The organism is Nostoc sp. NMS4 (genome assembly GCF_017115095.1).
Classification (GTDB): Bacteria; Cyanobacteriota; Cyanobacteriia; order Cyanobacteriales; family Nostocaceae; genus Nostoc.
Genome location: NZ_JABXKI010000165.1, coordinates 1 through 26,291 on the forward strand (window position 1 = coordinate 1; position 26,291 = coordinate 26,291).

A 26,291-nucleotide genomic window follows, 5' to 3' on the forward strand; every position below is an offset into this window, starting at 1 on the left:
ACGTACTTATTGCATGAAAATTTACCACCTTAAAACCCTTAGAGTCAACACCCTAGCTGGTATCTGATGCGTTATCAGGACGTTGCATTTGCAATGCAAGACAAACGGATTTCGGCTAAACGTCCGCCAATTAGCAAATTATCCCAATTAGAGCAACAGAATATATTTCCACTTTTGGAAAGTTTATCAAAGTGGATGCTGTTTTGCGACCCCCCAGAACACACACGTCTACGCACGCTATTTAATAAAGCATTCACTCCTCATATTATTGGCAGTATGGCACCCAGTATTCACTCTTTAGTAAACCAACTTATCGATAGTATTTATAAACGGGGTAACATAGATATTATTCATGATTTAGCTTACCCAATACCTGCAATCGTTATTGCACAAATGCTGGGTGCAAATTCCGAAGACTACGAACAGTTTAAGAAATGGTCATCAGATTTAGCTAAATTTTTTGGACTGTTCCGTATGGACACAGAAATTTTGACTAATGCTAAAAAAAGTATTCTGGAAATGAAACAATACTTCCACTTCATACTGGAAGAACGTCGTTGTCAACCCCAAGATGATCTCATAAGTAGCCTCATCTTTGCACAAGAGAAAGAAAATTCACTCTCAGACGAAGAAATTTTATCAAATTGTGTTTTCTTAACCTTTGCAGGCCATGAAACTACCACTAACTTAATTGCTAATGGCTTACTTGCTTTACTCGCAAATCCCAGTCAGATGCAAAAGTTAAAGAATGACCCTTCCTTAATCACAACTGCTGTGGAGGAGTTTTTGCGCTACGATAGCCCAGTACAACGGCAAGCCCGCATAGCACTTACCGATCTCGAAATCAATGGTCAACAAATTCGCCAAGGGCAGCGCCTATTTCTAGCGATTGGTGCTGCTAACCGTGACCCTGAGCAATTCTTCAATCCCGACAAATTAGATATTACACGTTCACAAAACCCACATTTAGCTTTTGGCAAAGGAACCCACTTTTGCCTCGGCGCATCCCTCGGCAGACTTGAGGCACAAATAGCTATAAATACCATTGTCCAACGCTTGCCTAATCTGCGGTTAGATACAGATCAGATTGAATGGTATGAAAACCCTTCCTTGAGGGGCATGAAATCAATGCCTGTTGCTTTCAATTTTTGAAATACTTCCCTTGAAGTGTAATAGATTTTTGTTTTAGGTAGACCCATAAAAATAGAACTAAGTCAATCACTCCCAAGTGATATCTGCATTCTCAAATAACGGCAATTGAATCACTTGGGTCTGTTTGGCATTATCCAGATTAGATAACGAAATCCCCAGCAACCTAATACTGCGATTCTCCAAGTCAATCGACTCAAACAGCGCTTTGGCTATCTCAAAAATTGTTTTTGAAGTATTACCATTTCTACCAAGCGGCGAGAACGACTATTCTCTCTTTAATTTGTGATTCGATATATTTGAGAAATTTCTCACTCCAATAGTACATTAGCACTAGAGCGAGTTTTGGGCTTTCATCTGCTTTTTCATTGAGAAAGTTTTTGTAGCAATAAAGTTACACTTGATTGAGTAGCATTTTGTCATCACGTTGCCAACGCACGGTATCAGAGGGAGCAAAGGCATGACTATTGGTGTTTGGGTTCTCGGAGATCAACTTTGGGCTGGGCAGTCAGCGCTAGAGAGTTGCCTACAACAACACCAACAGACTCCTGTGATTTTTATCGAATCTCTTGCCCATGCAGGGCAACTTCCTTATCACTTGCAAAAACTGGTATTGGTCTGGTCAGCCATGCGTCACTTTGCTGCCGAATTGCGATCGCTTGGCTTCCCAGTAACATACGCTCAAAGCCAAGACTTCAATACACCTTTACTCCAATGGATTGAGCAATACCAAATTACCGAACTGCGGGTGATGACTCCAACAGATCGCCCTTTTGCTACATTAATTCAAAAGTTAAACTTGACAATTCAAGTCACTTTTACACCAAATAACCGTTTTATCTGGAGTGATCAGGAGTTCATTGACTGGGCAAGTGGACGCAAACGCCTAATCATGGAGGACTTTTACCGCCAGGGACGAAAGCGGTTCAACATTCTTATGTCCGGCAACCAACCTGTTGGTGGTCGATGGAACTTTGACAAACAAAATCGCAAACCACCAAAAGGCAAACTGACCTTACCCGAAGCTTTATGGTTTGAACCAGACTCAATTACACAAGATGTAATTGACTTCATTAAGCAATCAGAGGCATTCCAGGACAATCAAAGTTACTGGCTCCTTGAACCCTTCGGCTGGGGTGTAACGCGACAGCAAGCACTACAAGTAATGAAGTTTTTTATCGAAACACGTTTGTCTTCATTCGGGCCATACCAGGACGCGATGGTGACTGGCGAACAGACAATGTGGCACGCGATGCTTTCGCCTTATCTCAACATTGGATTGCTTCATCCCTTGGAAGTTGTTCAGGCGGCAGAACTTGCATATTTAAACAATAGCAGCGACTGGGAGCTAAACAGCATTGAAGGCTTTATCCGTCAGGTGCTTGGCTGGCGAGAGTATATGCACGGTGTTTATGTTTACCTAGATGATGACTATTCAGAACGTAACTGGTTTAACCACACTCATCCACTGCCTGCTTTTTATTGGACTGGCGATACACAGATGAATTGTCTGCACCAAATTCTTACTCAGGTTAAACAAATAGGTTATGCTCATCATATTCAACGGTTGATGGTGTTGAACAACTTTGCAATGATAGCAGGTATCTCCCCCCAAGAACTTGAAGACTGGTTTCATGCTGCTTTTATTGATGGCTACGATTGGGTAATGCAAACCAATGTCATTGGCATGGGGCAGTTTGCTGATGGTGGAATGATTGCATCTAAGCCTTATGCTGCTTCTGCTAACTACATCAACAATATGAGCGACTATTGTAAAAATTGTGCTTATAACCATCGCCAGCGCAGTACGGATAATGCTTGTCCTTTCAACTTTTTTTATTGGGACTTTCTGGCTCGTCATTATGACTTGCTTAAAAACCAGCCACGCATGACTCAAATCTTGCGTAACTTAGAGCGAATCTCTTTTGATGAGCTTCAAATAATCCGTTCTAAGGCTTCAGATTGGCACACCACACAATCAGAAACCGTTAATTAATAGTGTAAAATAATATTCGCAATTATTCCAGGCTGGCAATCATAGGCTTTCGAGGGGTGGTTGTGGCAAGGGACAAGGAAGGCGATCGCATATACGCACTCATCACCGTTCATCCCGCAACCACTCCAACCCCATCCGCAACGCTGCCTCCGCCGTGTAAAAAATCTTTTGTTCCCCGAATATGCCACCTGTCCGGCTGATAATCCGAAACTGCCAGCAATGCCCTGGCGTGTAAAAAACCATTAGGACACTGCTGTTGACACAGAGTACGGTATCAACTTTAACTTGGGACATTTACTGTTGTTGTGGGTGGGTGTGATGATTTAATTGTCTGCAATTTCTCACCCAATCAAACCTAGATGGCGATGGAAAACTTCAACAGCATTCGCCACACCATCCTCATCCCTAATCTTCTGGCCTAACTCCTGGGCTTTACACCGCATGACCTCATCACCCAGTACTACTTCAATTGCTGCTGCTAAAGTTTTTTCTGACACCTTCTTGTACGGTATCGGCGCAGGGCTGACTCCCAACCGAGTTAGCTTTTCTCCCCAAACTGGCTGATCTGCAAAAAAAGGTACGGTAACTGATGGTGTCCCAGCACGTAACACTGCCGCAGTTGTACTAGCTCCTCCGTGATGTACTACTGCTGGCACTTGAGGAAATAACCAATCATGCGGAACTTCCTTGATCACAAACACTCGTAGCGAATCTTTTATATTCACCGTTCTTCCAACGTTACCCCAGCCTGATAATATAATCCCGCCTTGATGGGTTTTCTTTAAGGCTTCCACGATGTAATGTGTGAGATATTCTGGATTCGGCATCGTCATGCTCCCAAATCCAAAACACAAAGGCAATTGCTTTCGTCCCAGAAAATCCTCTAGTTCCAGAGGTGGCTCGTATTCGGAGGCTTGGTCAATAAACCAAAAACCAGTTACATACACCCATGCAGGCCAGTCACGGGGTCTTGGGATGACGTGCGAACTAAACCCGTACAATACAGGGATTCGTGATACATTTGCCGGAGTCTTCTGTCTGAAGCGTCTGCCGAAATATGGTAGAGGCGGCAATTTCAAAGTCTCTGTTCTGAAGTGATTGAGCAATTTTCGATATCTTTGCCAGTGCAAAAACTCTACTAGTAAGTAGCTGCCATAGTTGATCGCTTTCTTTAGCGGGTTTTTAGTTATTTGAGCAAATCTCAAAAACCCAAACATCCCTGTAGGACTCAACGGCAAAACTGATGCAAAAAAGCAGGGTACGCCTAATTTCTCTGCGATGTGATATCCAAAGGTAGCTAACGGCGTGTAGATAATTACCTCACTTCCCTGACACGCACTCCAAGCTGATTCCAACTGTTGAAGTAAAAGCTTATCTCCTTCTTCTTTTTTCAACTTTTCTCCCGCTATCAATCGCTGCCCTTGTTTCGATTGCAAAAACTCTTCCATATTGCCAGCGATCGCCGCAAACTTTAAATCGAACTTCCTCACAAATAACTCAAAGTTCTCATGGGTTGCTACGGTTACTTCATGTCCAGCACGTTTCAAGCCAATAGCCAAAGCGCAGTATGGTTGCAAGTCTCCCCTTGAACCTACTGTTAGGATCGTAATCTTCAGTTTCCGGCTTGGTGCTATAGGTAGACTTTGGCTCAAATGCTTTTTCCTGCTGAAAACGTAATGATTCAAAAATTGTACTAATTTCCTGTGCCTCTGGGCGATAAACCAATACAGTTTAGATCAGCCCGTTTTTTCGTAACTGGTCAAAACAATTCACGCATGACCAATTTCATGAAATGGTCAAAGGAATCCCATTATCTTTGGGTTTTAAATTGAGAATAAACGGAACAGCTTTCAATACCCAATCGGACACAGGTGTATAATTAGCAGCTTCTTCTCCAAAGCTAATAGAAAGCATATCTGTATGAATAATCCCCGGATTGAGGGGTATAGCTGCCATACCAGTTGGCAATTCTTGTGCCAAAGAACGAGTTAATCCTTCTATTGCCCACTTGGAAGCACAATATGGTGCAACTTGGGGTGAAGTCGAACGTCCCCAGCCAGAACTAAAGTTAACAATAATACCCCGTTTCTTTTTCACCATTGCTGGTACGAAATGGCGAATTATATTCGCTACTCCTTTGATATTGATATCTATCAGATCAGAAAATTCTTCAGATGGTATTTCCCACAAAGGTGCTGGATAATTGGTAATTGCCGCATTATTTATCACTATATCTGGCGGTGAATATTTTTGAAGTACGTCTTGGGCCCATTTTTTTACAAGCGGTTCATTTGCCACATCTACAGATGTGAAATCGTTGATAGCACTAAATTTCTGGCGTATTTTATCAATAGCATCTGATGAACGGGCGCAACCAATAACAGTATGTCCCTGTTGAATAAAACCCTCAGCCATTGCATAACCTAGACCTTTACTTATGCCTGTAATTAAGATGAGCTTATTCATATTTTTCTGTTATTATTAGATTTCAGTTTTTTTCCGGTCGGTTTCGTGGAGGTATGGTTCGTCCATCATAAAACTGAATAACCAATTTACTAAGTCCCATCCATGCTAGTGCAAAGATTAAGGGAGCTAGAGTTTCAATCACAACTACTACAACTGATGTTGTCTGAAAAAATAAAAAAAGCATTGGAATCCAAGCCAAAGTAAATACTGTTGCAACTCCACTCCCAAATCTCAATCGCTCAATAATAGAAAGCGCCGAGCTACAACTGGCACATTTTTCTGTATGAGAATGATATCTCTCCAGCAGCACGGACTTTGCCAATGGAGGAGAAAAAGTCTCTTTGCCAAACGGTTCAGCGTTATATTGGTTTACCCACTGACGCAACTCAAATACAAAACTATCTGCTTTGGTTGGAAGGTAAAAGGCTTTAGTAAAGTTCGCGCTACCTCCTTTAGCTTCAAGATACCTTTCTTGATAGTGGAGAAAAATTTGATCGTCTTCTAAAACACCATTTTGTCCAATGTGGTAATACCAACGCGGTCTGAGCTTAATAAACCAACCTGGAAGTTTATCAGGAAACTTAAAAGGAAAACGTGCAAATACACGACATTCTCCTTTACGTATGGGTGTAGCATAAACAACGGTTAGAATTCTGCCGCGCTGGGAGTTGATGTCATGCCACATTAAACTTGGAGCGACGAAGGTTGTAGATAACTCTCCTGATTGCCCTGGTTTCAAACCTTGTTTCCAAATCCCTTTGAATCCATGTTTTCCAGATTCAATCACTTCAAGCTCCAAAGGTGCCGCATTTGCCCTATTTCCTACCGTTTTATGGTGTGTAAAGGATATGTGGCTAGGATCTAGTATATTTTCTAGCAGTGTTAATGCATCATAAGGTACATCTCTAAATGTATTAATTACAACCCATCCTTCTGGAGATTCTTCTAATGGTTCAATTATTGGAACTTCGGTTTTGGCAGCATTTTCATATTCACCAACGTATACAAATAGCAGCCCTTGTTTTTCAATAGTTGGCAATGATACCACACAAGCTCGTTTTGATGTCTCTGCTGTTCCACCTTCGACCTGTTGAGGAATCCTTTGACAATTTCCATCGCCAGAAAAAGCCCAACCGTGATAGGGACATTCCAACAGCCCATCGTCACTAATCCTGCCTTCGGACAACGGTGCTAAACGATGAGGACACTGGTCTTCAAAGCTTCTCCAAGATTGGGCAAGTTTATCCCACCAAATTACAATATCTCTTCCCAACACTGTAAAAGGGGTTGGTTTTGATTTGTCTAAGTCCTCTAGGTAATGGATGGGATACCATGCCTCTTTACAATCAAAACTATTTGGATCGCTGCCGCCCCCAGGCTGTTTTGAGTGAAAACTATCTCTGACGTTCACTTCTTTCTCAAGCATTTTTGATGTTTATTAACTTTTATTGCCCACTCTCAGATTTATTTTAGCTAGTATGAACATTGGCTGTATGGCGATCGCATTTCCATTCTTGATTTTATGAATAGCCACTAAGACGGCAGATAATATGCTATTGGTAAACACTGACCGAACAATTCACAATTCGCAGTGACGCTCCTTCTCTGCGAGACGCTACGCGAACGTCGCTAAGGCTGCGCTAACGCAATTGTAGACGTAATTGAAAATTGATTAATTGAGGTTACAGAGCAACTAAATTTATTGATGGCGTATAAATTTAAACACTGCATTTGGCTTTCACTGCCATTACAGCACTTCCGGCAGCTATGATAGTCCAGGGGCAAGAGGAAAACTGTATTGCATAATAGCCGGAAGCGCTGTATCCGCCGATATCAATATGGAATTAAACATCATAACTATAGTTAATCAGATAGCCAAAGCTTCGATCTGCTACTTATTAGAGTTTTTGTGCTTCGTAGAGTCAACTAACCTATATGATTGGTCAGGTTCACTCGTCGGAGGAAACGGATGCCCACTAATTGATGTTACCTCTAGCCCTGTGCCTTTTCCATTAGAATTGATTACTTCGTACTGTCCGCTAACGGGAGTGCGTTCGCCTGGACTATGCAATGAAGATTGAGGCTCCTCTGATTGGCTTAACCCTGTAGTACCAGCAGTATAAATTAGATAAAACTGCCTCGTAATTTCAAAACCTGGAACATAACCACCGTGGAACGGTATTTCTAATAGTTGACTGAGCGCCCCTTTAATTTCTGAGATTGGTTTAAGCAGTTTTTCGTTGTCCTGGCTCCATCTAATAATTTGTGCATCTAGCAATTCTTGAAACTCAAGAGCGTGTAACGTCGCCTCCGAAGAGGCAGTTTGGCTATCTATAACAATCGATAACTTGAGAGTGAACAAAAGTTTCGTTTGTATTTGTGAAGAATCATCATTAGAGGTAACTTGCGTACAATACTCATCTACATGAAAACCAAACTGAGCCTTAAAATGGGAAAATCTCTGTGTTTGAAGTTGTTCGCTAAGATATGGTATCAATCCACTATCGGGATCTAATAGGATTTGACGGACGATTGGTATTTGTATCATAAATACTCTACAAGTTTTAAATTAAACGTTTTCTTGATTAACAATTTCACCAGTTTCAGCACTTTAAGGCATCCATCAAACTGACGAGACTTAGCTCAATCGCTCTACCGATTTACTTAAAACATCTTTGGTGCTGCTTTTTTGCCAGATAATTGCTAAATTCCTAAGTAAGGGACTCGTATTTTCCATAAATTTGCTGTAGAGTGTTAATTCCGTACTTTTTATTAACACCCGAATTTCTACAAATCTACTGTGTCATTCAAATTTTAAGCCAATGCCTTCGAGGGAACAGCCAATGAAAACTTCTAATGATACAGATGCAAAAAAAATCATCAAAAAATCCGACAAGCTTACCCTGAGACAGATGAAGTTAATCGAGGAGGCAGAAGACCAACTTCTTGAAGCTAATACTGACAATTCTACTGCCCCTGTAGTTGAGGTTGAGGAGAAACCAGTAGCAATTTCAGAGCCTAGAGTTCCTGACTATGTTCCATTCCTTGACAATCCTCCAGTACAATCGGTGGGAAATTCCGGCTGGCAAGTGTCTGATGTCTGGCGAGATATTCGGGTAGATGATTTTTGTAATTAAAGCAGACAAATTGTATTCCCAGACGGTTCTGCATCAAGGCGGTTGCAGTTATCCACGCAGTATTGCCGCCTGAGCAACTTTTGTAAACTATCTTTGCACTCAGTCAAAGCTATAGTTAATTGTGCCTATAATAAGTTACGGCTAATTATAACTAGAAGTTAGCACTTCACCTGTATATTGCTTGACTTACGCATTACAAGCGATACCAGGGATAACCAAAATTCATCGGCAGCGCAATAGTTTCTATTCTCGTTGCCAATATGCTCAGTCAGCGATCGCATGTTGGAAAAGTAGTGAGCAGAGGGGCAGAGGGGCAGAGGGGCAGAGGGGCAGAGGAGATGGAGAAAGAACCGATTAAAAGTCATAAAGACTTGAAAGTTTATCAAATGGCTTTCGATGCCGCCATGAAAATCTTTGAACTCTCCAAAAAGTTTCCTGTTGAGGAGCGTTATTCATTAACCGATCAGATTCGCCGCTCGTCCCGTTCTGTGTGTGCAAATATGGCAGAGGCTTGGCGAAAACGTCGTTATGAGGCAGCAAATGTCAGCGAAACTGAATGATTGCGAGTCCGAAGCTGCTGAAACTCAGACTTGGATTGAGTTCGCTGTTAAATGTAACTATCTCTCTGTCGAATCAGGTAGAGAACTATATGGAACTTACAACCAAATTTTAGGTGGTCTAGTAAATATGATTGCCAACCCAACACCTTGGTTAATGAAACGTTAGGATTCTTTCTCCTCTGCCCCTCTGCTCCCCTGCTTGTGACTTACACCATAAGCTGTCCGTTTTTGAAACCATAAGTTGTCCGCAGTAGAAGTCCAAAAGCGGATTATTACGTTTAGTAGCCGAACAGTAAAAGTAGTGTTTTGAAATGATAAAGTGACCGAAAGTTCATTATTCAAGCATAAACAGTCCGAAAGTTACAGATTTCTGTATGCTCAGTGACCAAGAATTTGAACAATGGTGTCATCGGCTCGGTTTACCAGAGACGACAAAAGAATTTGTACAGCAAATCCGTTGTTCGGAGCCTGTAAGGAAAGTAGGTGGCGGGGCGAAAAATGTTTGTGGTAGCTACCCAAGCCACAAAATGGGAAAAACGATTCAGTTTGAGTCCCACAAAGTAGAATTGCCTGCGATCGTAGAGTACGAAAACGACGAAGATGTTCTGGAGTACTATGATCAACCAGTTCGTCTAAGCATATCATTTGAGTCGAAAAGCGGGCGTAGGGTGGTGACGAGTCATATTCCTGATTTCTTAGTGATTCGGCATAACTGTGCAGGGTTTGAAGAATGGAAAACTAGCGAACGTCTCAAAACACTCACTCACAAACAACCCACAAGGTATCAACAAAACGAAAATGGTAAATGGCAGGCTCCACCGGTAGAAACTAAAGTTCAATCATTGGGGCTTTACTATCACCTTCGTACAGATCAGGAAATAAACTGGATTGCTTACCGAAACCATCAGTTTCTCAGAGTTTACTTGAGCCAAGAGAATATAGTTAATCCAGAAGCAAGGACAAAAATTATTGAATCTGTTACAGCTAATCCGGGGATGACCCTGAAACAATTACTCTCATCAACAAGTACCAGTTGGGTAGATGATATTTATGCCTTGATTGCAACAAAGCAGTTATATGTAGATTTGAAAGGCATAGAGTTGAGTGAACCAGAAAAAGTTCATCTGTTTAGTAGCCAGCAGGTAGCAGAAGCTTATAACTTAATCATGTCTAAAAAGGCTGCTGCCACCCTTGATAAGGGGCAACAGATTGATGTGGCGGTTGGTGCAACAGTGTTCTGGGATGGAAAAAGTTTATCTGTAATTCAGATTGGAGAGAAAAAAATTGTTTTGCAAGGTGAAAATCATCTAATTGGGTTAAGCCATACAGACTTTGAAACACTAATTTCACAAAAAGAAATTACTGGCATTGAAGCTCAAGGAGTAAAATCAACTCAAATTTGGGAACAGCTAAAATGCGCTAGCCCAGAAGACTTAGCCGTAGCTAACTACCGCCAGAAAATCATTGAACCATATCTGCATAAAGATCCGCCAACCAATAGTCCTGTGTCTGAGCGAACAATTCGCAGATGGAAAGCAAAATATCATTCCGCAGAGGAAACCTATGGTTGGGGTTACATTGGTTTGTTGCCAAATCGTAAAGACAAAGGAAACCGTGTTGAGCGATTTTCAGATCAAACTTGGGAGTTCATCGATAAAATTATTGAGCAGCATTACGAGAATTTTAAACAGAGAAATAAACTGACAACTTACGGTATTCTGGCAAGAGAGTGGGAAAAAGCGGGAAAAACAGACCCTTGCCCCAGCCGTACTACGTTTTACAAGCGCATCAACAGTAGAGCAGATCATAGACAAACTCGTAAGAGGCAAGGCAATCGGGCAGCTTACCAAAAAAGCTCGTTTTATCATGAATTAACGTTCTCGACACCTTGCCACGGAAGTCGTCCCTTTGAAATTTGTCACATTGACCATACCGAGTTAGATATTGAGTTAGTTTGCCAAAGGACAGGATGTTGTTTGGGTAGACCTTGGGCAACCGTTTTGATTGATGCTTTCTCCCGGCGTATTTTAGCTATCTATTTAACTTTTGACCCGCCGTCCTATCGCTCCTGCATGATGGTGTTACGAATTTGCGTGCAGAGACTAGGACGGTTACCAGAAACTTTGGTAGTAGATAACGGTGTAGAATTTGGCAGTATTTACTTTGAAACTCTTTTAGCAGCATTTGGTTGTATAAAGAAACAACGCCCTGTTGCTAGTCCTAGATTTGGTTCAATAATTGAACGTTTTTTTGGCACCAGTCATACTGAATTCTTCTACAACCTGAAAGGAAACACCCAAATTACAAAGCAAATTCGCTTAGTGAATAAGACGAATAATCCAAAAGCACAAGCTGTATGGACGTTACCGGAAATATATGAGTATTTTTGTGAATATATTTATGTCATTTATGACCAGAGAGAACATCCTGCACTAGGACAATCACCATGTGTTGCATTTGAAAAGGGGCTAACTCAAAGTGGAATGCGCTTTGGTCAAAGAATTGTTAATGATGAAAATTTTCAGATTTTTACTTTGCCATCAACTCCAAAAGGAAGTGCCAAAGTTGTACCAAAGCTTGGGGTAAAAGTTAATCATATTTACTACTGGTCAATAGATGATTCTTTTCTCCATCCTGAAGTTGAAGGAACCCAAGTACCTATTAGATATGATCCCTGGGATGTGGGTACGGCTTATGCCTATGTCAAAAATGCTTGGGTGCGTTGTATTTCACAACATTATTCATCGTTACAAGGACATTCCCAACGAGAAATTCGGCTTGCTAGCATTGAAATACGTCAGCAGAAAAAGCAGTACAACCAGAAAGTCACAATTAAGGCTAAGGACTTAGCACAGTATCTAGAATCAGCCGAAGCTCAAGAGACTTTACAAATACAACGATTACGAGATTTTGCAGCAACTGGAGTTCGTCAAATTGTGTCTTCTAAAATAGTGAAACAAGCACAATCTGTTGTTAAAGAAGATTTAGCCGACATTAAAAATAATATTACAGAAGAACTAAGACTGCCAAATAAATTAGAGGCTCAAGAAATTAATCCCAGGCGAATCCAACCGTACTCTCAACAGGAGCTGTGGTAATGAATTTCCAACGTCCATTTCCACAAGAATTGCTAACAAAATCCTCAACAGAGCGGTTGGACTATTTTCATAACATTACAGTTGGGCATTTACGTTTAAGGCAAGCTTTAGATGCTTTATTAATCAATCTTCAACAACAAACAGATATTTGTGTTCTGTTTGTTGTTGGACCGGCAGGTGTGGGCAAAACGACTTTAAGGCTGCGAGCCGAAAAACTGTTATTGGAAGAGGCATTAACATCCATGAGTCACAATACCTGCCAAATTCCAGTTGCAGGAATAGAAGCAATTCCAGCAGAAGGTGGAAAGTTTAATTACAAGGATTACTACTTAAGGGTTTTAGAATCTTTGGAACAGCTTTCAGTAACTTTAAGCACTACGAACAGTAAACCTAATTTCCAAAATCATGCAATTGCTTCTACCACATACTTTGCTTCCAAAAGTTCTGATATTGTACGTCGTGCTTTAGAACAAGCTATGCGGCATCATCAACTGACAGCATTAATGGTAGACGAAGCTCAACACCTAGTAATGCTAGCTGGTGGGAAGCAAATGTTACACCAGATGAACTGGATAAAATCTATTGCCAATATTACTGGTACTGTACATATTTTATTTGGTACTTATGATTTGCTGAACTGTTGCCGTCTTAGTGGTCAAGTCAGCCGACGCAGTGAGGACATTCATTTACCTCGTTATTGTTCAGATAGCAAAGAAGATGTAACTGAATTTATTCGGATACTTCAAACATTCCAAACGCATTTACCATTAATTGAAGAACCATCTCTGGTAGAAAAGTACGAGTATATTTTGGATTATTCGTTGGGTTGTATTGGTATCCTCAAAACTTGGTTAACAAGAGCTTTACGAACTGCGTTGGCAGACAATGCCCTGACCTTAAGTTGGAAGCATATTCAACATAACGAGTACTCTTCTTCACGACGTGAACAAATTCAACAAGAGGCAAAAGCTGGAGAACAGCGTTGGCGTAACGAGGTAGGAAATCAAATACAAACTCAAATCGAAACTTTAGCACCTGAAGATTTAAGCCAGCCACCTGTGAAAAGGGGCCGTGTCGGAAAGCGTCTTGCTAAAAGAGATACTGTAGGCATTAATCTAGATGTTAGTTAATCATTATACTAATTACGAGTTGTGGAACTTAGAAAAACCAGTTATTCCACAACGTAGTCGGTTGTTCCCTTTAGAACCTATTGGCATTGGTACAATCTACGTAGAAAGCTTGAGCGGGTATGTAGCTCGTCTTGCTGAACATCATTCTACTACTACCGAACAATTAATTTTGTCTCAGATTCTTCCCTTGATGGGGCAAAAAATGTCTCAGACAAGTCCCATAGACATCATTAATAATTTTTTTGGAATTCACCACTCTTTAGCAGCTGCAAATGAAATCAGAGGTATTTTTGCTAAAACTCTAATTCAGGTTCTTGAAGAGTTAACTTTACGTCGAGATTTAGCTAATTTGTCACCTCTAAAGTGGGCAAGTTTGACCTTTGAGTTTAGTTTTCTGCGCTTGTACCAAGCTTGGTGTCCATTGTGTTACACCAGTTGGCGTACCCAGAATCGAATCATCTACAATCCACTGCTGTGGTTAGTCAACACAATCAAATTTTGCCCCCACCACGAACATCAAACTCTGATTGAGCAGTGTCCTCACTGTGACAAGCAATTTCCACCATTGACTAGGTGTTCTCGCCCAGGATATTGCTCAAGCTGTCATTTATGGTTAGGTGGTTTTAGAATCAACCAAAACCTTGATGAACAGGTAGTGGCAGAAAACTCAGAAAATTCATGGCGGCATCTGTTGATAGGAGATGTTTCCTCTCATCGCAGAGACAGACTGACTTGGCAGTTTATGTGGTTCGATGATGTCGAGGATCTGGTTGCTAAAGAACCGTCACAATTTTTGCCGCCTACAAACTTTGGATAATTTGTGACTTAAAGGTACGTATTGCCGCACTAAAGGCTGAAAGCATTATTATTTCGATTAATTCTAAATTATTGGTCGAATCTCATTAAAGAATAAGTTTGCCGCGAGTTTCACGCTAAATGTAGGCAATGTGAGCATTTTTGTGCTTTGCGATGGCGTAACCGCCTTTTTCGGTGGCGATCGCACTCTTGCAAAACGGGCATTTGACCACAAAAGCAGTCAGGCTCTAGGTTCGGCAAGCTTATCCTTTAATTTTCGGCAATATGTACCTTTAAGTCACATAATTTTCAACCATAAGCTGTCCGTAACGGACAACTTATGGTGTAAGTCACACTGCTCCCCTGCCTCTTTGCTGGGGAAAGTAGTTTTTATCGTATTTTTAGTCGGATAAAAGATAAGGGTATCTTATTTTGTATCCGCGATCAGGTATTATGGTTGAAGTCGGAAGTCGGAAGTCGGAAGTCGGAAGTAAGAATAAAGAAAGATAAAGTACATCGGGTATAAGTATGGATAAAGACATTAGTATTACTGACAGGACTAAAGCGTTTGCGATCAGAATCATTAAGGCTTGTAGCTTTCTTGATGAAAAAGCGGGCGTTTGCCGCACATTATCAAAGCAACTGTTACGTTCTGGTACGAGCATTGGTGCTAACGTGCATGAATCTCGTTCGGCTCAGTCTGATAAAGATTTTTTGCATAAAATGGAAATTGCTTTGAAAGAAGCACGCGAAACTGAATACTGGTTAGAGATTTTAATTGAATCAGAAGTCGTTGAGAAATCTAAATTTGAGTCATTACTTAAAGAAGCAGATGAGATAGTGAAGATACTTGTAGCCTCTACGCGCAAAATTAAGAATAGATTAAATGAGAATAAATTTTCAAAGTTGGATGCCACAGAGCGCAACTAAACCTTAGTTATTTAACTCAAAAGCCAGTTCCTCATCACTATTTTCTACTTCCGACTTCCGACTTCCGACCTCCGACTTCAATTGAGTTGCTTCTACTCGCAAAATTAAAGAGAGATTAAATGGCAATAAACTTCGCAGTAAAAAGATAGTGGTTGCAAGAGATAAGGACTCAGAATTTACAAGTACTATGAACTCGAAAGCGATACCCCCTAGCTAGGTTACACATTCTTACTTCCGACTTCCGACTTCCGACTTCCGACTTCTGAAGACTTTTGAAGACTTTTGAAGAAAAGAATGAACTATAACGCAGATTCGTTGCCTCCGATTAAACTCATTCCTCTGAACGCTGAAACAGCATTGCTGACTGGGCGCACGGCTAGTACAAGACCACCAACCGATATTCGGTGGGTAAAAGTACTGGAATTTTTACGCAGCAACAATCTCGCACCCAACAGCCGCAAGCTTTACGAACGCGAACTGAAGCGGTTTTTGGCGTGGAGTGAGCTGCACTATCATGAGCTACGCCCACGTCACCTTGCACTATATAAAGAGTACCTGCGGGATGAACTGCGGACTGACGCAGGTAATCCCCTTTCAAAAAGCAGCATCAATGCCTCAATTGCGGCACTCAAAAGCTTTTTCAAATGGATGTGTTACACGTATCCTGAAATTATTACTGCTAATCCGACACTGGGGATCAAGCTGGAAAAAGTGCCCCTGCCACCAGCCCAGAGTTTAACCCCAGAAGAGATGGAACAGGTTTGGTCAGCGTTGGAATTGCTGGGAGAAACAAAGCAACGGGATACAGCACTGCTTCACATTCTCAGTCATGGACTCCGGGCTGGGGAAGTTGTGCAGCTAAATGTTGGGTCATTTGATGGCAAGCTGCTGTTTTTACCGGACACCAAAACCAATGAACCACGCTTAGTGCCACTGCGAAAAGAAAGCCGAGAAGTCGTGGCAGATTATTTACAATTGCGCTCACAGCAAGGAGAGGTGTTGTCCAGCCTTAGCCCATTGATGATTTCACACCATGCTTCATACAAGGGTGAACGCTTGAGTTATCACGGCATTTACTTCGCTGTGGAAAAAATCGGTGAAATAGCTCACATTGAGGATTTACATCCTCACTCCTTTCGTCACACCTACGCTACTGATTTATTGCTATTGGGAGTTGACCCCAGCCATGCGCGTAAGCTAACGGGACATCAAAGTGAGAAAGCGTTTCGGCGCTATACTTTACGGAGTGAACAAGAGGCGGCGATCGCTGCTTACTATCGTGCGATTGGCGAAGAAGCGGAGTAAGGTATGCCCAAGCCACTTGATCCCAAATGTCAGTTATGCGCCAAGTTACCAACTGCCCAAGCTAAAGTTTTACATGGAACAGCAGGGGATGGATGTTGGAATCCTCTTGTATGCCACAATCGCCGCTCATTCTATCGCCACCGCTCCCAGAATAATTCAGCAGAAATTGATGCGATCGCAGTCGAACCACCAGCAACATATTTTGCAGTGCTGTATTTGTATAAAGAACCAGGGGATAAACCATTACACGCTATGTCGGCAGAACTCTGGCTGGGGCAAAAACCTGTTTGTCGCCTGGAACCAATTCACTGCTTTGGACTAACGGCTGGCAAGATCCGCGCCTATACAGATCAGGTGTTGCAGGCTTTTGCAAAACAATACAGTGTTTCACTGTATCAATATAAGGATATGTTTGAGATTGCCTCAAGCTACTGCCCAGTACGACCCTGCCCGTTACATCCAGAATCCTAGAGATGACCACATACCGCCAATTAACAATTTGGGATGTGCTTGATGAGTTGTCCGAATCTCCAGCGACATCAACACTAGCACCAATGTGGGAATGTTTAGATGCCGAGCTAGAAAAACTACCCTTAGAGGCACAGTTATTAACCGCAGCGCTTGCCTTCACTCAAATTGCGGATATTCTCAAGTCTCGTGCCGAAGTGCTGTTGCAAGATACCCGCGATCGCAATAGTCTTTTGGGGCCTGTTGTTAGCACCGATCTCTTTGCTGGTCTAGTGCGGACAACAATGCACCTAGATTTAGATGATTTGATTGAACCGCAAACACCACAAACCTTTAAACCACATGGTCCACACCAATTTTCATCTCCTAACCAGGAGGGTGATTCTGTAGCAGCACCTGTTGAAAAAGCAAATGTTTTGGCAATGCTTGATGAGGTGACAACTTTAGAAGATGTCCGCAATTTGGCATCAGATGAGGATGTGGAAAAATGGCAGAGTGCGATCGCTAACTACCTGATAAATGTCAAAGATGAGATTTCTTTAGTTAAACTGCAACGTGTGTTGCAAATGCCGATGGTAGAAGTCTGGTTGGGATTATTGCTGGGTGGGTTTACACTAGAACAGCGTGGTGATTTTTATCATAACCATAATGTCTGGGTGAAAAGCTCTCTAACTTCGGACATCTTCAACGGCATTGTACAGCATTTATAAGTCGGAAGTCGGAGGTAATTCACTTCCCAATACTACTCGGTTAAAAATTGGGTTTGAGCAAAAGGAGTAGAAGTCCCAATCTATAAGGTTTTTTTCCCTTTACCATGAGTCCCTTTCCCCTTTCCCCAAAAAGTATTGATTCACTTCCGACTTCCCAATTCCGAATTCTGACTTAATTTACAGTGAATATCTTTTTCTAAAACCTTTTGTATTATTTTGCGTGCAAGACGTTTTGTATAAGTCCTTTTTCTTCTCACATAATCAAAGTCCTAATCGCAAATTGGCAAAGACTGGATCATATCACAAAAAACTTTTGCAAGAGTTCTTTCTTTAGGGTATGGAAGGTCGGTTGGATGCATTTGCCCTACTCGTTGATCTATGCCTTAAGATTGATATACATCTTCTAATTTATCAATAAAACTTATCCGTAAGATACTTTTATTTTCTATGTTAATACGCCTATTTTAAATATAAATATGAATATGAAAAATTTTGGTATAAATCGTAATTCAGAAAAAATTGTGCTTCATTCCTGAAAATTTAAATAACTAAGCAAGTAAAACTAAGTCTTGAAATCTTGTTTTGAAGACTAATTATGTTATCAAAGTATTGCCTTTATCGAACACTATCTTGAAAAAATATGGCTAATATATCAGGAAAGCACATTTCTTACTGGATTGACTCGACACCCACAGCTAATTTTGCACAACTTAGCAATAATTTATCACCCGGATTTCTCACAAGCAAGAAATCTGGGCTTATGCACAGCTTGTCAACTCAGTTTTATATGTGATGGAGGGGAAATGTATCGTCAGAAGAACTGTCTCTATTTCAAGCGGGTATTTAAGAAATTTTCATTGCCAAAATCTTCCTCCTCCCCAGCTTCTGAAATGGGCATCACTGATAACTGATTTACTGATCCGAGAACCATTAATTCTTCAAAGCTAAACTCCTATCGAAGCATTGACAACAAGATGGACTGAGAAAAAGTTTCCACAAATTCCACCACAACTGTTTGCCATTCACTTATGAGCCAGTATATTTACAGTAGTCTCACAGATGATGAAGAACTTAATTTTTCTGAGGAAGCAGAGGTTTTCGTTTTTCCCACTTCTTTTGCCCAGCAGCGATTGTGGTTTCTCGACCAGTTAGCACCGGGGAATCCATTTTACAACGTGTCAACAGCACTTCACCTGACAGGTTCCCTCAACTTCATCGCCTTAAAGCAGACATTCAACGAAATTGTACGTCGCCACGAAACGTTACGTACTAGGTTTGTTATGGTAGAGCAGCAACCAGTACAAGCGATTGCACCTAGCTTAACCATACCTCTTCCCTTAATAGACCTACGCAATTTCGACAGCCCAGAACGCGACACACGAATGCAGCAAATCGTAACCCAAGAGGCTCAACATCCTTTTAATCTCACCATTGGGCCATTGCTGCGAGTAAAGCTGCTGCAACTGGATGAAGCAGAATATCTGCTGCTGCTAAATCTACATCACATAGTTGCCGATGGCTGGTCAATTGGAGTGCTAATTAAAGAATTGGGGGTATTATACAAAGCCTTGGCAGGGGATAAGCGATGTCTGACGACTAGCTACTCCGTATCTATGCTCCTACCAGAACTACCCATTCAATATGCAGATTTCGCTCAATGGCAACGGGAGTGGCTACAAGGAGTGGCAGCAAACGGCACCTCGCTTCTACAAAGCCAGTTAGTTTATTGGCAAAAGCAATTAAACGGGATTTCGGTATTGAATCTCCCCACCGACCGACTAAGACCAGCAGTTCCTAGCTACAGAGGTGCAAAACAATTTTTAGAGCTACCACACTCCTTAACTCAAGCGCTAGAGGCACTGAGTTACCAAGAAGGCGTTACCTTATTCATGACAATGCTGGCAGCGTTTCAGACTTTGCTTTATCGCTACACGCAGCAAGAGGATATTGCAGTTGGTTCACCTATTGCTAATCGCAATCGTAGCGAACTAGAAGGATTAATTGGTTTTTTTGTCAATACCTTAGTTTTACGTACAGATTTCTCAGCCAAGGCGACGTTTCGAGAATTGTTGAATCGAGTGCGAGAGATAACTTTAGAAGCATACAGTCATCAGGACTTGCCTTTTGAAAAGTTGGTGGAGGAACTTCACCCAGAGCGAGATTTGAGCTATCATCCTTTTTTTCAGGTTGTATTTAGCCTACAAAACACTCCTATCGAAACTCTAGAGTTATCTGGGTTAACGCTTTCGCTATTTGAATTCGATAGTAAAACTGCAAAACTTGATTTAGAATTCCATTTGTGGCAAGACTTGGAAAGTTTGAAAGGACAAATGGTTTATAGCACCGATTTATTTGATGACAAAACCATTACGCGAATGCTAGGACATTTCCAAACGCTGCTAGAAAGCATTGTTGTTAATCCTGAACAGCGGATTTCAGATTTGTCTTTGCTTACTGTGCAAGAACGACAAGAGTTATTAATTGATTGGAATGACACTAAACGAGACTATCCAGAGAACAAGTGTTTTCATCAGTTCTTTGAAGCGCAGGTAGAAAAAACTCCCGATGCGATAGCACTAGTTTTTGACAATGAACAACTCAGCTACAAAGAGTTAAATATACGTAGCAACCAACTTGCACATTATCTGAAAAAATTGGGGGTAGTCCCTGACGTTTTAGTAGGTATTTGCGTAGAGCGTTCCCCAGAAGCGATCGTCGCCCTATTAGGCATTCTCAAAGCAGGTGGAGCATACCTGCCTGTAGATCCGAGCCTACCTCAAGAACGTCTTAAGTTCATCCTAGAAGATGCACAAGTTTCAATATTGCTCACTCATTGCTCTTTAGCCCCCCTTAAAAAGGGGGATTGGGGGGATCTCTTGTCTATAGTTTACATAGATGAAGATTGGGCAACTATTACACAACACAGTCAAGAAAACCCAACTAGCTGCGTAACATTTGATAACCTAGCTTATGTTATCTACACCTCTGGCTCAACAGGAAAACCTAAAGGTGTTTTGCTTCAGCATCGAGGATTATCCAACTTATCGGCATCTCAGATTGAAATTTTCAACTTACAACCGAGTAACCGAATTTTGCAATTCGCCTCATTAAGTTTCGATGCCTCAATTTTTGAGATTGTCATGGCACTGCAAACAGGAGCAACTCTTTATTTAGCAAACAAAGAATCCCTTTTACCCGGACAACCTTTGCTCCAATTATTGCGAGAAAAAGCTATTACTCACGTCACCCTTCCGCCAGCAGTATTAGCAGTCCTACCTACAGAATCACTTCCGGCATTACAAACTATTATATGTGCAGGCGAATATTGCACTGATGATATTGTAAGACGTTGGTGGAACTCTCAGCGTCGGTTTTTTAATGCTTACGGACTTACTGAAGCAACAGTTTGGTCAACCGTTGCAGAGATTAGTACTATGAGTGAAAAGCCGCCCATTGGTCGCCCTATTGCTAATACTCAAATTTATATATTAGATAAATATTTACAAGGTTTACCAATTGGAATTAGTGGTGAATTATACATAGCTGGTGAGGGATTAGCACAAGGCTATCTTAATCGCCCTGAATTAACTATTGAAAAGTTTATTCCCAATCCTTTTAGTGATAAAAAGGGAGCGCGACTTTACAAGACAGGTGATTTAGCTCGGTATCGAACGGACGGTAATATTGAATTTTTAGGACGCATCGATAATCAAGTAAAAATCCGTGGATTCCGCATTGAGTTGTCAGAAATTGAAACAGTCCTGAGTCAGCATCAGAGTGTGCAAAAAGCAGTAGTAATTGTTAAAGAAAACGTATCTGGTGATAAGTACTTGGTGGCTTATATTGTTCCCAATATAGAGACGCAAAATTTTACGTCTCTACTACGTAAATTCTTAAAAGAAAAATTACCAGAATACATGATCCCAAAAGCTTTTGTAGTACTAGATCCTTTGCCGCTAACAGCTAGTGGTAAAGTGGATCGTTTGGCGCTAACAGAACTCGACAGTCCGGCTAGCGGCTTAATAGATAAAACATTTATAGCTCCTCGGACTCCAACCGAATCAACCTTGGCAAAAATTTGGGCTGAAGTGCTTAATATTGAGCGTGTAGGTATTTACGATAACTTCTTCGATTTGGGAGGAGATTCGCTGTTAACTGTACGCCTGATGAAGCAGATACACAAGCATTTTGAGCGTGAATTGCCGCTATCTAGCTTATTTTTAAATCCGACAATTGAAAGTTTATCAACTGCTCTATCTTCAAAAGCAGATTCTCTCCCGTGGTCGCCCTTAGTTCCGATTCAACCTGCTGGTTCAAGTCCACCTTTTTTCTGCATACATCCGATTTTTGGTGTTGTCTTTCCTTATTACGAATTAGCTCAGAATTTGGGAAAAAATCAACCATTTTATGGGCTACAACCTATTGGACTTGACGGAAAAAGTTCTCCACTAACTCGGATTGAAGATATGGCTACCCACTACATTGAAGCATTGCGGAGAGTGCAGCCTAAAGGCCCTTATTTTTTAGGAGGTTGGTCTTTTGGAGGTTGGGTTGCTTTTGAAATGGCTCAACAACTCCAAAAGTCTGGGGAAGAAGTGGCTCTACTCGCTTTGCTTGACACTTTAGCACCAATTCCAGGCAATATACCTTCTTTAGGTAGTGGTTTCAAGTTTATGCTGACGACAGTGGCGCGATATATATGGCCTTTTTTTCTCGATTATTTTTATCTAATCATCGCGATCGCTAAGAATCAAATTAACAGTTTAACTTCTCAGTTGACTAATTTTAATAAAATTGTACAGTTCCAAGCAAATCTGTTCTCTCACTTCATCCTAAAAGAGGATGCCACAGTCAACATTATACCTGAAGAATCCAAGTTAAGACTTTTAAGCGAGTTAGCAATTCGCCCAATGCTTCGTGTTTTTTATGCCAATAGCCAAGCAGTCCTTAACTACGTTCCGAAAGCCTACCCTAAACGAATTAATCTTTTCAGAACAAACGTTCAATCAAGCATTGCCAAGGAAGATCCGAGTATGGGTTGGGATCAGCTAACTGTAGGACGAACGGAAATTCATCATATTCCTGGCAATCACCTAACTATGCTGAGAAAACCCCATATCCAAATTCTCGCCGCACAGCTAAGAGCTTGTATTGAGAAAGCACAGAATTTAAAATAAGGATCAATATGTCTTCTGAAGAAGTCTTCGTTTTTCCAGCATCTTTTGCTCAACAACGGCTATGGTTTCTCGACCAGTTGATCCCCGACAATGGTATCTACAATGTGCCGACAGTAATTCGTTTGACCGGTTCGCTGAAATTAGCCGCACTAGAACAGACTTTTAACGAAATCGTGCGTCGCCACGAAACCTTACGCACAACATTTATTGTGTCGGATGGGCAACCCCTACAGGCGATTGCACCCAGCTTAACAATACCTCTTTCTGTATTAGACCTCCAGCAATTGCCAGATGATGAACAAGAGGTTAAAGCAAAGTCCATTATTACCGCAGAGATAGAACATCCCTTCGATTTATCCTCCGGGCCATTACTGCGAGTAATACTCCTCGTCCTTTCTGAGACAGAACATATTCTATTACTGAATATGCACCACATTATCTGCGACGATTGGTCTATGGGGGTACTGATTCGGGAATTGGGAACGCTGTACGCAGCTTTTGCACAAAACCAGCCTTCTCCTCTATTAGAACTGCCTCTTCAGTACGCCGATTTTGCTCACTGGCAGCGCGAGTGGCTGCAAGGAGAAGTACTGCAAACCCAGTTAGCTTACTGGCGGGAGCAACTAAACGGTATTTCCATATTGCATTTACCTACTGACAAACCAAGACCAGCTATACAAAGCTATCAAGGAGCAACACAATTTCTAGAGTTACCACTCAAGCTAATTGACGCATTAGAAAAGCTGTCACAGCAAGAAGGTGTTACCCTATTTATGACATTGGTGGCAGCATTTAAAACATTACTTTACCGCTATACACACCAAGAAAATATCGCGCTAGGTTCACCAATTGCTAACCGCAATCGCAGCGAAATCGAAGGGATAATTGGGTTTTTTGTCAATAGTTTGGTGCTACGTAGCAACTTATCTGAAAATCCCACTTTTCGGGAACTACTAGGCAGAGTACGGGAGGTAACTTTAGGAGCATACAGCCACCAAGATTTGCCGTTTGAAAAGTTAGTTGAAGAACTACATCCAGAGCGAAACTTGAGCCACCATCCTTTATTTCAAGTAGTATTTGGTTTCCAGAATGCGCCAATGTCAGCGCTAGAACTGCCTGGATTAGTACCCAGCTTTATGAATATTGATTTGAAAAAAACACGTTTTGATTTGGAACTGCATCTGTGGAAGTGTTCTGAGGATTTTAGGAGCTTATGGGGCGGAAACTGGGAGTCTTCTGAAGGTCTCCGAGGCGTAATGGTTTACAACACAGATTTATTTGATAAAGCTACTATTAGCCGGATGGTGGAACATTTTAAAGCTCTGTTGTCAGCTATTGTTGCAAATCCAGAAGAACGAATTGCAAATTTACAGTTATTAAGTGAAGCGGAGTTACATCAGGTATTGGTGGAATGGAATAATACCCAAGCAGATTATCCTCAATATAAGTCTATCCATCAATTGTTTGAAGAAAAGGTACAGCAGTATCCTGATTCTATAGCAGTCAACTTTGCTAACAAACAACTTACTTATCAAGAGTTGAATACTTGTAGCAATAAACTAGCGCACCACTTACAAAAAATAGGAGTAGGTACAGAAGTTTTAGTTGGCATTTGTATTTCACAGTCTATAGAAATGATAATTGGGTTATTGGGAATTCTTAAAGCAGGGGGAGCGTATGTTCCATTAGACCCCAGCTATCCCGAAGAACGCCTAAATTTTATGCTTGAAGATGCACAAGTTTCAGTGTTGTTAACACAAGAAAACTTGCTCAAGCATTTTAAAGGTTTCTCAAAACTAATTATTTTTATAGATAAAGACTGGGAAATTATTACCCAAGAAAAGCAAGACAATCCCAAAAGCGATTTAAATAGTGATAATTTAGCATATATTATTTACACCTCTGGTTCTACAGGAAAACCCAAGGGAGTTGCTGTACCTCACAAAGCTGTAAATCGGTTAGTGTGCAATACGAATTATATAAAGTTTTCACCATCTGATAAAATTGCCCAAGCCTCAAACACTTCTTTTGATGCTGCGACATTCGAGATTTGGGGAGCGCTACTTAACGGCGCTCAACTTGTAGGGATTAGTAAAGATGTAACCATTTCGCCTCATAAATTGGCATTACAAGTACGAGAAAAAGGTATCAACATTCTATTTTTGACCACCGCCTTATTTCAACAGATTGTTAGAGATGTTCCGCAAGCTTTTGCGACCTTGAAATATTTACTGTTTGGTGGCGAAACTGTTGATAAGAGATGGATTAAGAAGATTCTCCAATCTGGTGCGCCAAAGCACTTAATTCATGTTTATGGACCTACAGAAAATACAACATTCTCCTCTTATTACTGCGTAGAAGAGTTACCATCAGCCGCATCTTTACCTATTGGTATCCCCATTACAAACACGCAGATTTATATATTAGATACCCATTTACAACCTGTGCCTATTGGTGTTACTGGTGAATTATATATGGGTGGGGAGGGGCTGGCACGAGAATATCTCAATCACACTGAATTAACTGCTAAACACTTTATTGCTCATCCTTTTAGTAATAAACCAAAAACACGTCTTTATAAAACGGGTGATTTAGCCCGCTATTTACCAGATGGGAATATTGAATTTTTAGGTCGCGTTGACAATCAAGTAAAAATTCGCGGCTTCCGCATTGAGTTGTCAGAGATTGAAGCGGTGTTGAATCAACATTCAGCAGTCAAAGAAACAGTGGTCATTACTGCTGAGGATGTACCTGATGATAAGTACTTGGTGGCTTATATTGTTCCCAACCTGGAACAGATGCCGACGCAAGACGTGCAAAGCTTTGCATCCTTACTTCGTCAATTTCTCAAAGAAAAGTTACCAGAATATATGATGCCAAGAGCTTATATGTTACTGGAATCTCTACCTCTAACACCTAATGGCAAAGTGGATCGCCGTGCTTTACCCACGCCTGATACAATTACTTTTAATAATCTTGATTATGTGGCACCCCGATCGCAAGTTGAAAAGTTACTTGCAGAAATTTGGGCTAAAGTCTTGGGAAAAGAGCAAGTAGGTATCAACGACAATTTCTTTGAATTAGGTGGTCATTCTCTCTTGGCGACTCAGTTAATTTCTCGAATCCGCGATACCTTCCAAATAGATGTACCTGTACGCAATTTGTTTGCAGCACCAACTGTTGAACAACTTACTAAATACATTGAAACAACTTTTTGGGCGGCAAAAGGTTTAGATAAAGTTGGAACTACGGGTCAGGAGCGAGAAGAGGTAGAATTTTACTAGTGTGGCAAAGCTAGCTAGAGCAAAAACTTAAACCCAGTAAATTCGTTATTATTGAAAATTTTGGTTTACCTATTTACGCCTATTTC

17 protein-coding genes and 3 pseudogenes are annotated in these 26,291 nt (G+C 41.2%); 14 read left to right on the forward strand and 6 right to left on the reverse strand.

Features of this window, described 5'->3' with window-relative positions:
- Positions 1–57 precede the first annotated feature (57 nt).
- Positions 58–1,152: pseudogene (locus tag HWQ37_RS13885) on the forward strand (cytochrome P450); the annotation flags it as partial.
- Positions 1,153–1,218: 66 nt separating this feature from the next.
- On the opposite strand, the pseudogene HWQ37_RS13890 reads toward HWQ37_RS13885, so the two are convergent.
- Positions 1,219–1,392: pseudogene (locus tag HWQ37_RS13890) on the reverse strand (DinB/UmuC family translesion DNA polymerase); the annotation flags it as partial.
- A 217-nt stretch (positions 1,393–1,609) separates the two neighbouring features.
- On the opposite strand from HWQ37_RS13890, the gene HWQ37_RS13895 reads away from it, so the two are divergent.
- Positions 1,610–3,145 carry a cryptochrome/photolyase family protein gene (locus HWQ37_RS13895; protein ID WP_292748171.1) on the forward strand — a complete coding sequence of 512 codons (1,536 nt, stop codon included), beginning with the start codon at positions 1,610–1,612 and terminating at the stop codon, positions 3,143–3,145.
- Positions 3,146–3,247: 102 nt separating this feature from the next.
- Here HWQ37_RS13895 and HWQ37_RS13900 read toward each other — a convergent pair whose 3' ends face one another.
- The 5 genes from HWQ37_RS13900 to HWQ37_RS13920 all read right to left on the reverse strand — a co-directional run bounded on the left by HWQ37_RS13900 (position 3,248) and on the right by HWQ37_RS13920 (position 8,159).
- Positions 3,248–3,439, reverse strand: coding sequence for a hypothetical protein (locus HWQ37_RS13900; protein ID WP_292748173.1), 192 nt, complete (start codon positions 3,437–3,439; stop codon positions 3,248–3,250).
- 47 nt (positions 3,440–3,486) lie between these two features.
- Complete coding sequence (locus tag HWQ37_RS13905) at positions 3,487–4,830, reverse strand: glycosyltransferase (RefSeq protein WP_363318117.1); 1,344 nt, start codon at positions 4,828–4,830, stop codon at positions 3,487–3,489.
- 100 nt (positions 4,831–4,930) lie between these two features.
- Positions 4,931–5,611: an SDR family oxidoreductase gene (locus tag HWQ37_RS13910; protein ID WP_292748175.1), complete on the reverse strand. Its 681-nt coding sequence runs from the start codon at positions 5,609–5,611 to the stop codon at positions 4,931–4,933.
- A gap of 22 nt (positions 5,612–5,633) precedes the next feature.
- A complete protein-coding gene (locus tag HWQ37_RS13915) occupies positions 5,634–7,037 on the reverse strand; it encodes an aromatic ring-hydroxylating dioxygenase subunit alpha (protein WP_292748176.1) in 1,404 nt (467 codons plus the stop codon).
- Positions 7,038–7,502: 465 nt separating this feature from the next.
- A complete protein-coding gene (locus HWQ37_RS13920; protein WP_292748177.1) occupies positions 7,503–8,159 on the reverse strand; it encodes a hypothetical protein in 657 nt (218 codons plus the stop codon).
- A 295-nt stretch (positions 8,160–8,454) separates the two neighbouring features.
- On the opposite strand from HWQ37_RS13920, the gene HWQ37_RS13925 reads away from it, so the two are divergent.
- The 12 genes and pseudogenes from HWQ37_RS13925 to HWQ37_RS13980 all read left to right on the forward strand — a co-directional run bounded on the left by HWQ37_RS13925 (position 8,455) and on the right by HWQ37_RS13980 (position 26,205).
- Positions 8,455–8,748 carry a hypothetical protein gene (locus HWQ37_RS13925; RefSeq protein WP_292748178.1) on the forward strand — a complete coding sequence of 98 codons (294 nt, stop codon included), beginning with the start codon at positions 8,455–8,457 and terminating at the stop codon, positions 8,746–8,748.
- Between the two features lie 338 nt (positions 8,749–9,086).
- Positions 9,087–9,474, forward strand: a pseudogene (locus HWQ37_RS13930) (four helix bundle protein).
- Between the two features lie 208 nt (positions 9,475–9,682).
- Complete coding sequence (locus HWQ37_RS13935) at positions 9,683–12,406, forward strand: TnsA endonuclease N-terminal domain-containing protein (protein ID WP_292748179.1); 2,724 nt, start codon at positions 9,683–9,685, stop codon at positions 12,404–12,406.
- Positions 12,406–13,536: an ATP-binding protein gene (locus HWQ37_RS13940; RefSeq protein ID WP_292748180.1), complete on the forward strand. Its 1,131-nt coding sequence runs from the start codon at positions 12,406–12,408 to the stop codon at positions 13,534–13,536. The genes HWQ37_RS13935 and HWQ37_RS13940 overlap by 1 nt, the downstream gene beginning before the upstream one ends.
- Entirely contained in the window at positions 13,526–14,353 is an 828-nt protein-coding gene (locus tag HWQ37_RS13945) for a TniQ family protein (protein ID WP_292748181.1), read from the forward strand. The genes HWQ37_RS13940 and HWQ37_RS13945 overlap by 11 nt, the downstream gene beginning before the upstream one ends.
- Positions 14,354–14,859: 506 nt before the next feature.
- The gene (locus HWQ37_RS13950) at positions 14,860–15,261 is read left to right on the forward strand and encodes a four helix bundle protein (RefSeq protein ID WP_292748182.1); all 402 of its coding nucleotides are present in this window, start codon (positions 14,860–14,862) and stop codon (positions 15,259–15,261) included.
- 294 nt (positions 15,262–15,555) lie between these two features.
- Complete coding sequence (locus tag HWQ37_RS13955; protein ID WP_292748183.1) at positions 15,556–16,566, forward strand: tyrosine-type recombinase/integrase; 1,011 nt, start codon at positions 15,556–15,558, stop codon at positions 16,564–16,566.
- A gap of 3 nt (positions 16,567–16,569) precedes the next feature.
- A complete protein-coding gene (locus HWQ37_RS13960; RefSeq protein ID WP_292748184.1) occupies positions 16,570–17,037 on the forward strand; it encodes a hypothetical protein in 468 nt (155 codons plus the stop codon).
- Between the two features lie 2 nt (positions 17,038–17,039).
- Positions 17,040–17,744 carry a hypothetical protein gene (locus HWQ37_RS13965; RefSeq protein WP_292748185.1) on the forward strand — a complete coding sequence of 235 codons (705 nt, stop codon included), beginning with the start codon at positions 17,040–17,042 and terminating at the stop codon, positions 17,742–17,744.
- Positions 17,745–18,384: 640 nt separating this feature from the next.
- Positions 18,385–18,537: a hypothetical protein gene (locus HWQ37_RS13970; protein ID WP_292748186.1), complete on the forward strand. Its 153-nt coding sequence runs from the start codon at positions 18,385–18,387 to the stop codon at positions 18,535–18,537.
- Positions 18,538–18,772: 235 nt separating this feature from the next.
- Positions 18,773–22,921, forward strand: coding sequence for a non-ribosomal peptide synthetase (locus HWQ37_RS13975; protein ID WP_292748187.1), 4,149 nt, complete (start codon positions 18,773–18,775; stop codon positions 22,919–22,921).
- An 8-nt stretch (positions 22,922–22,929) separates the two neighbouring features.
- On the forward strand, positions 22,930–26,205 hold the full coding sequence (locus HWQ37_RS13980; RefSeq protein ID WP_292748188.1) for a non-ribosomal peptide synthetase: 3,276 nt from the start codon (positions 22,930–22,932) through the stop codon (positions 26,203–26,205).
- Positions 26,206–26,291: the final 86 nt, after the last annotated feature.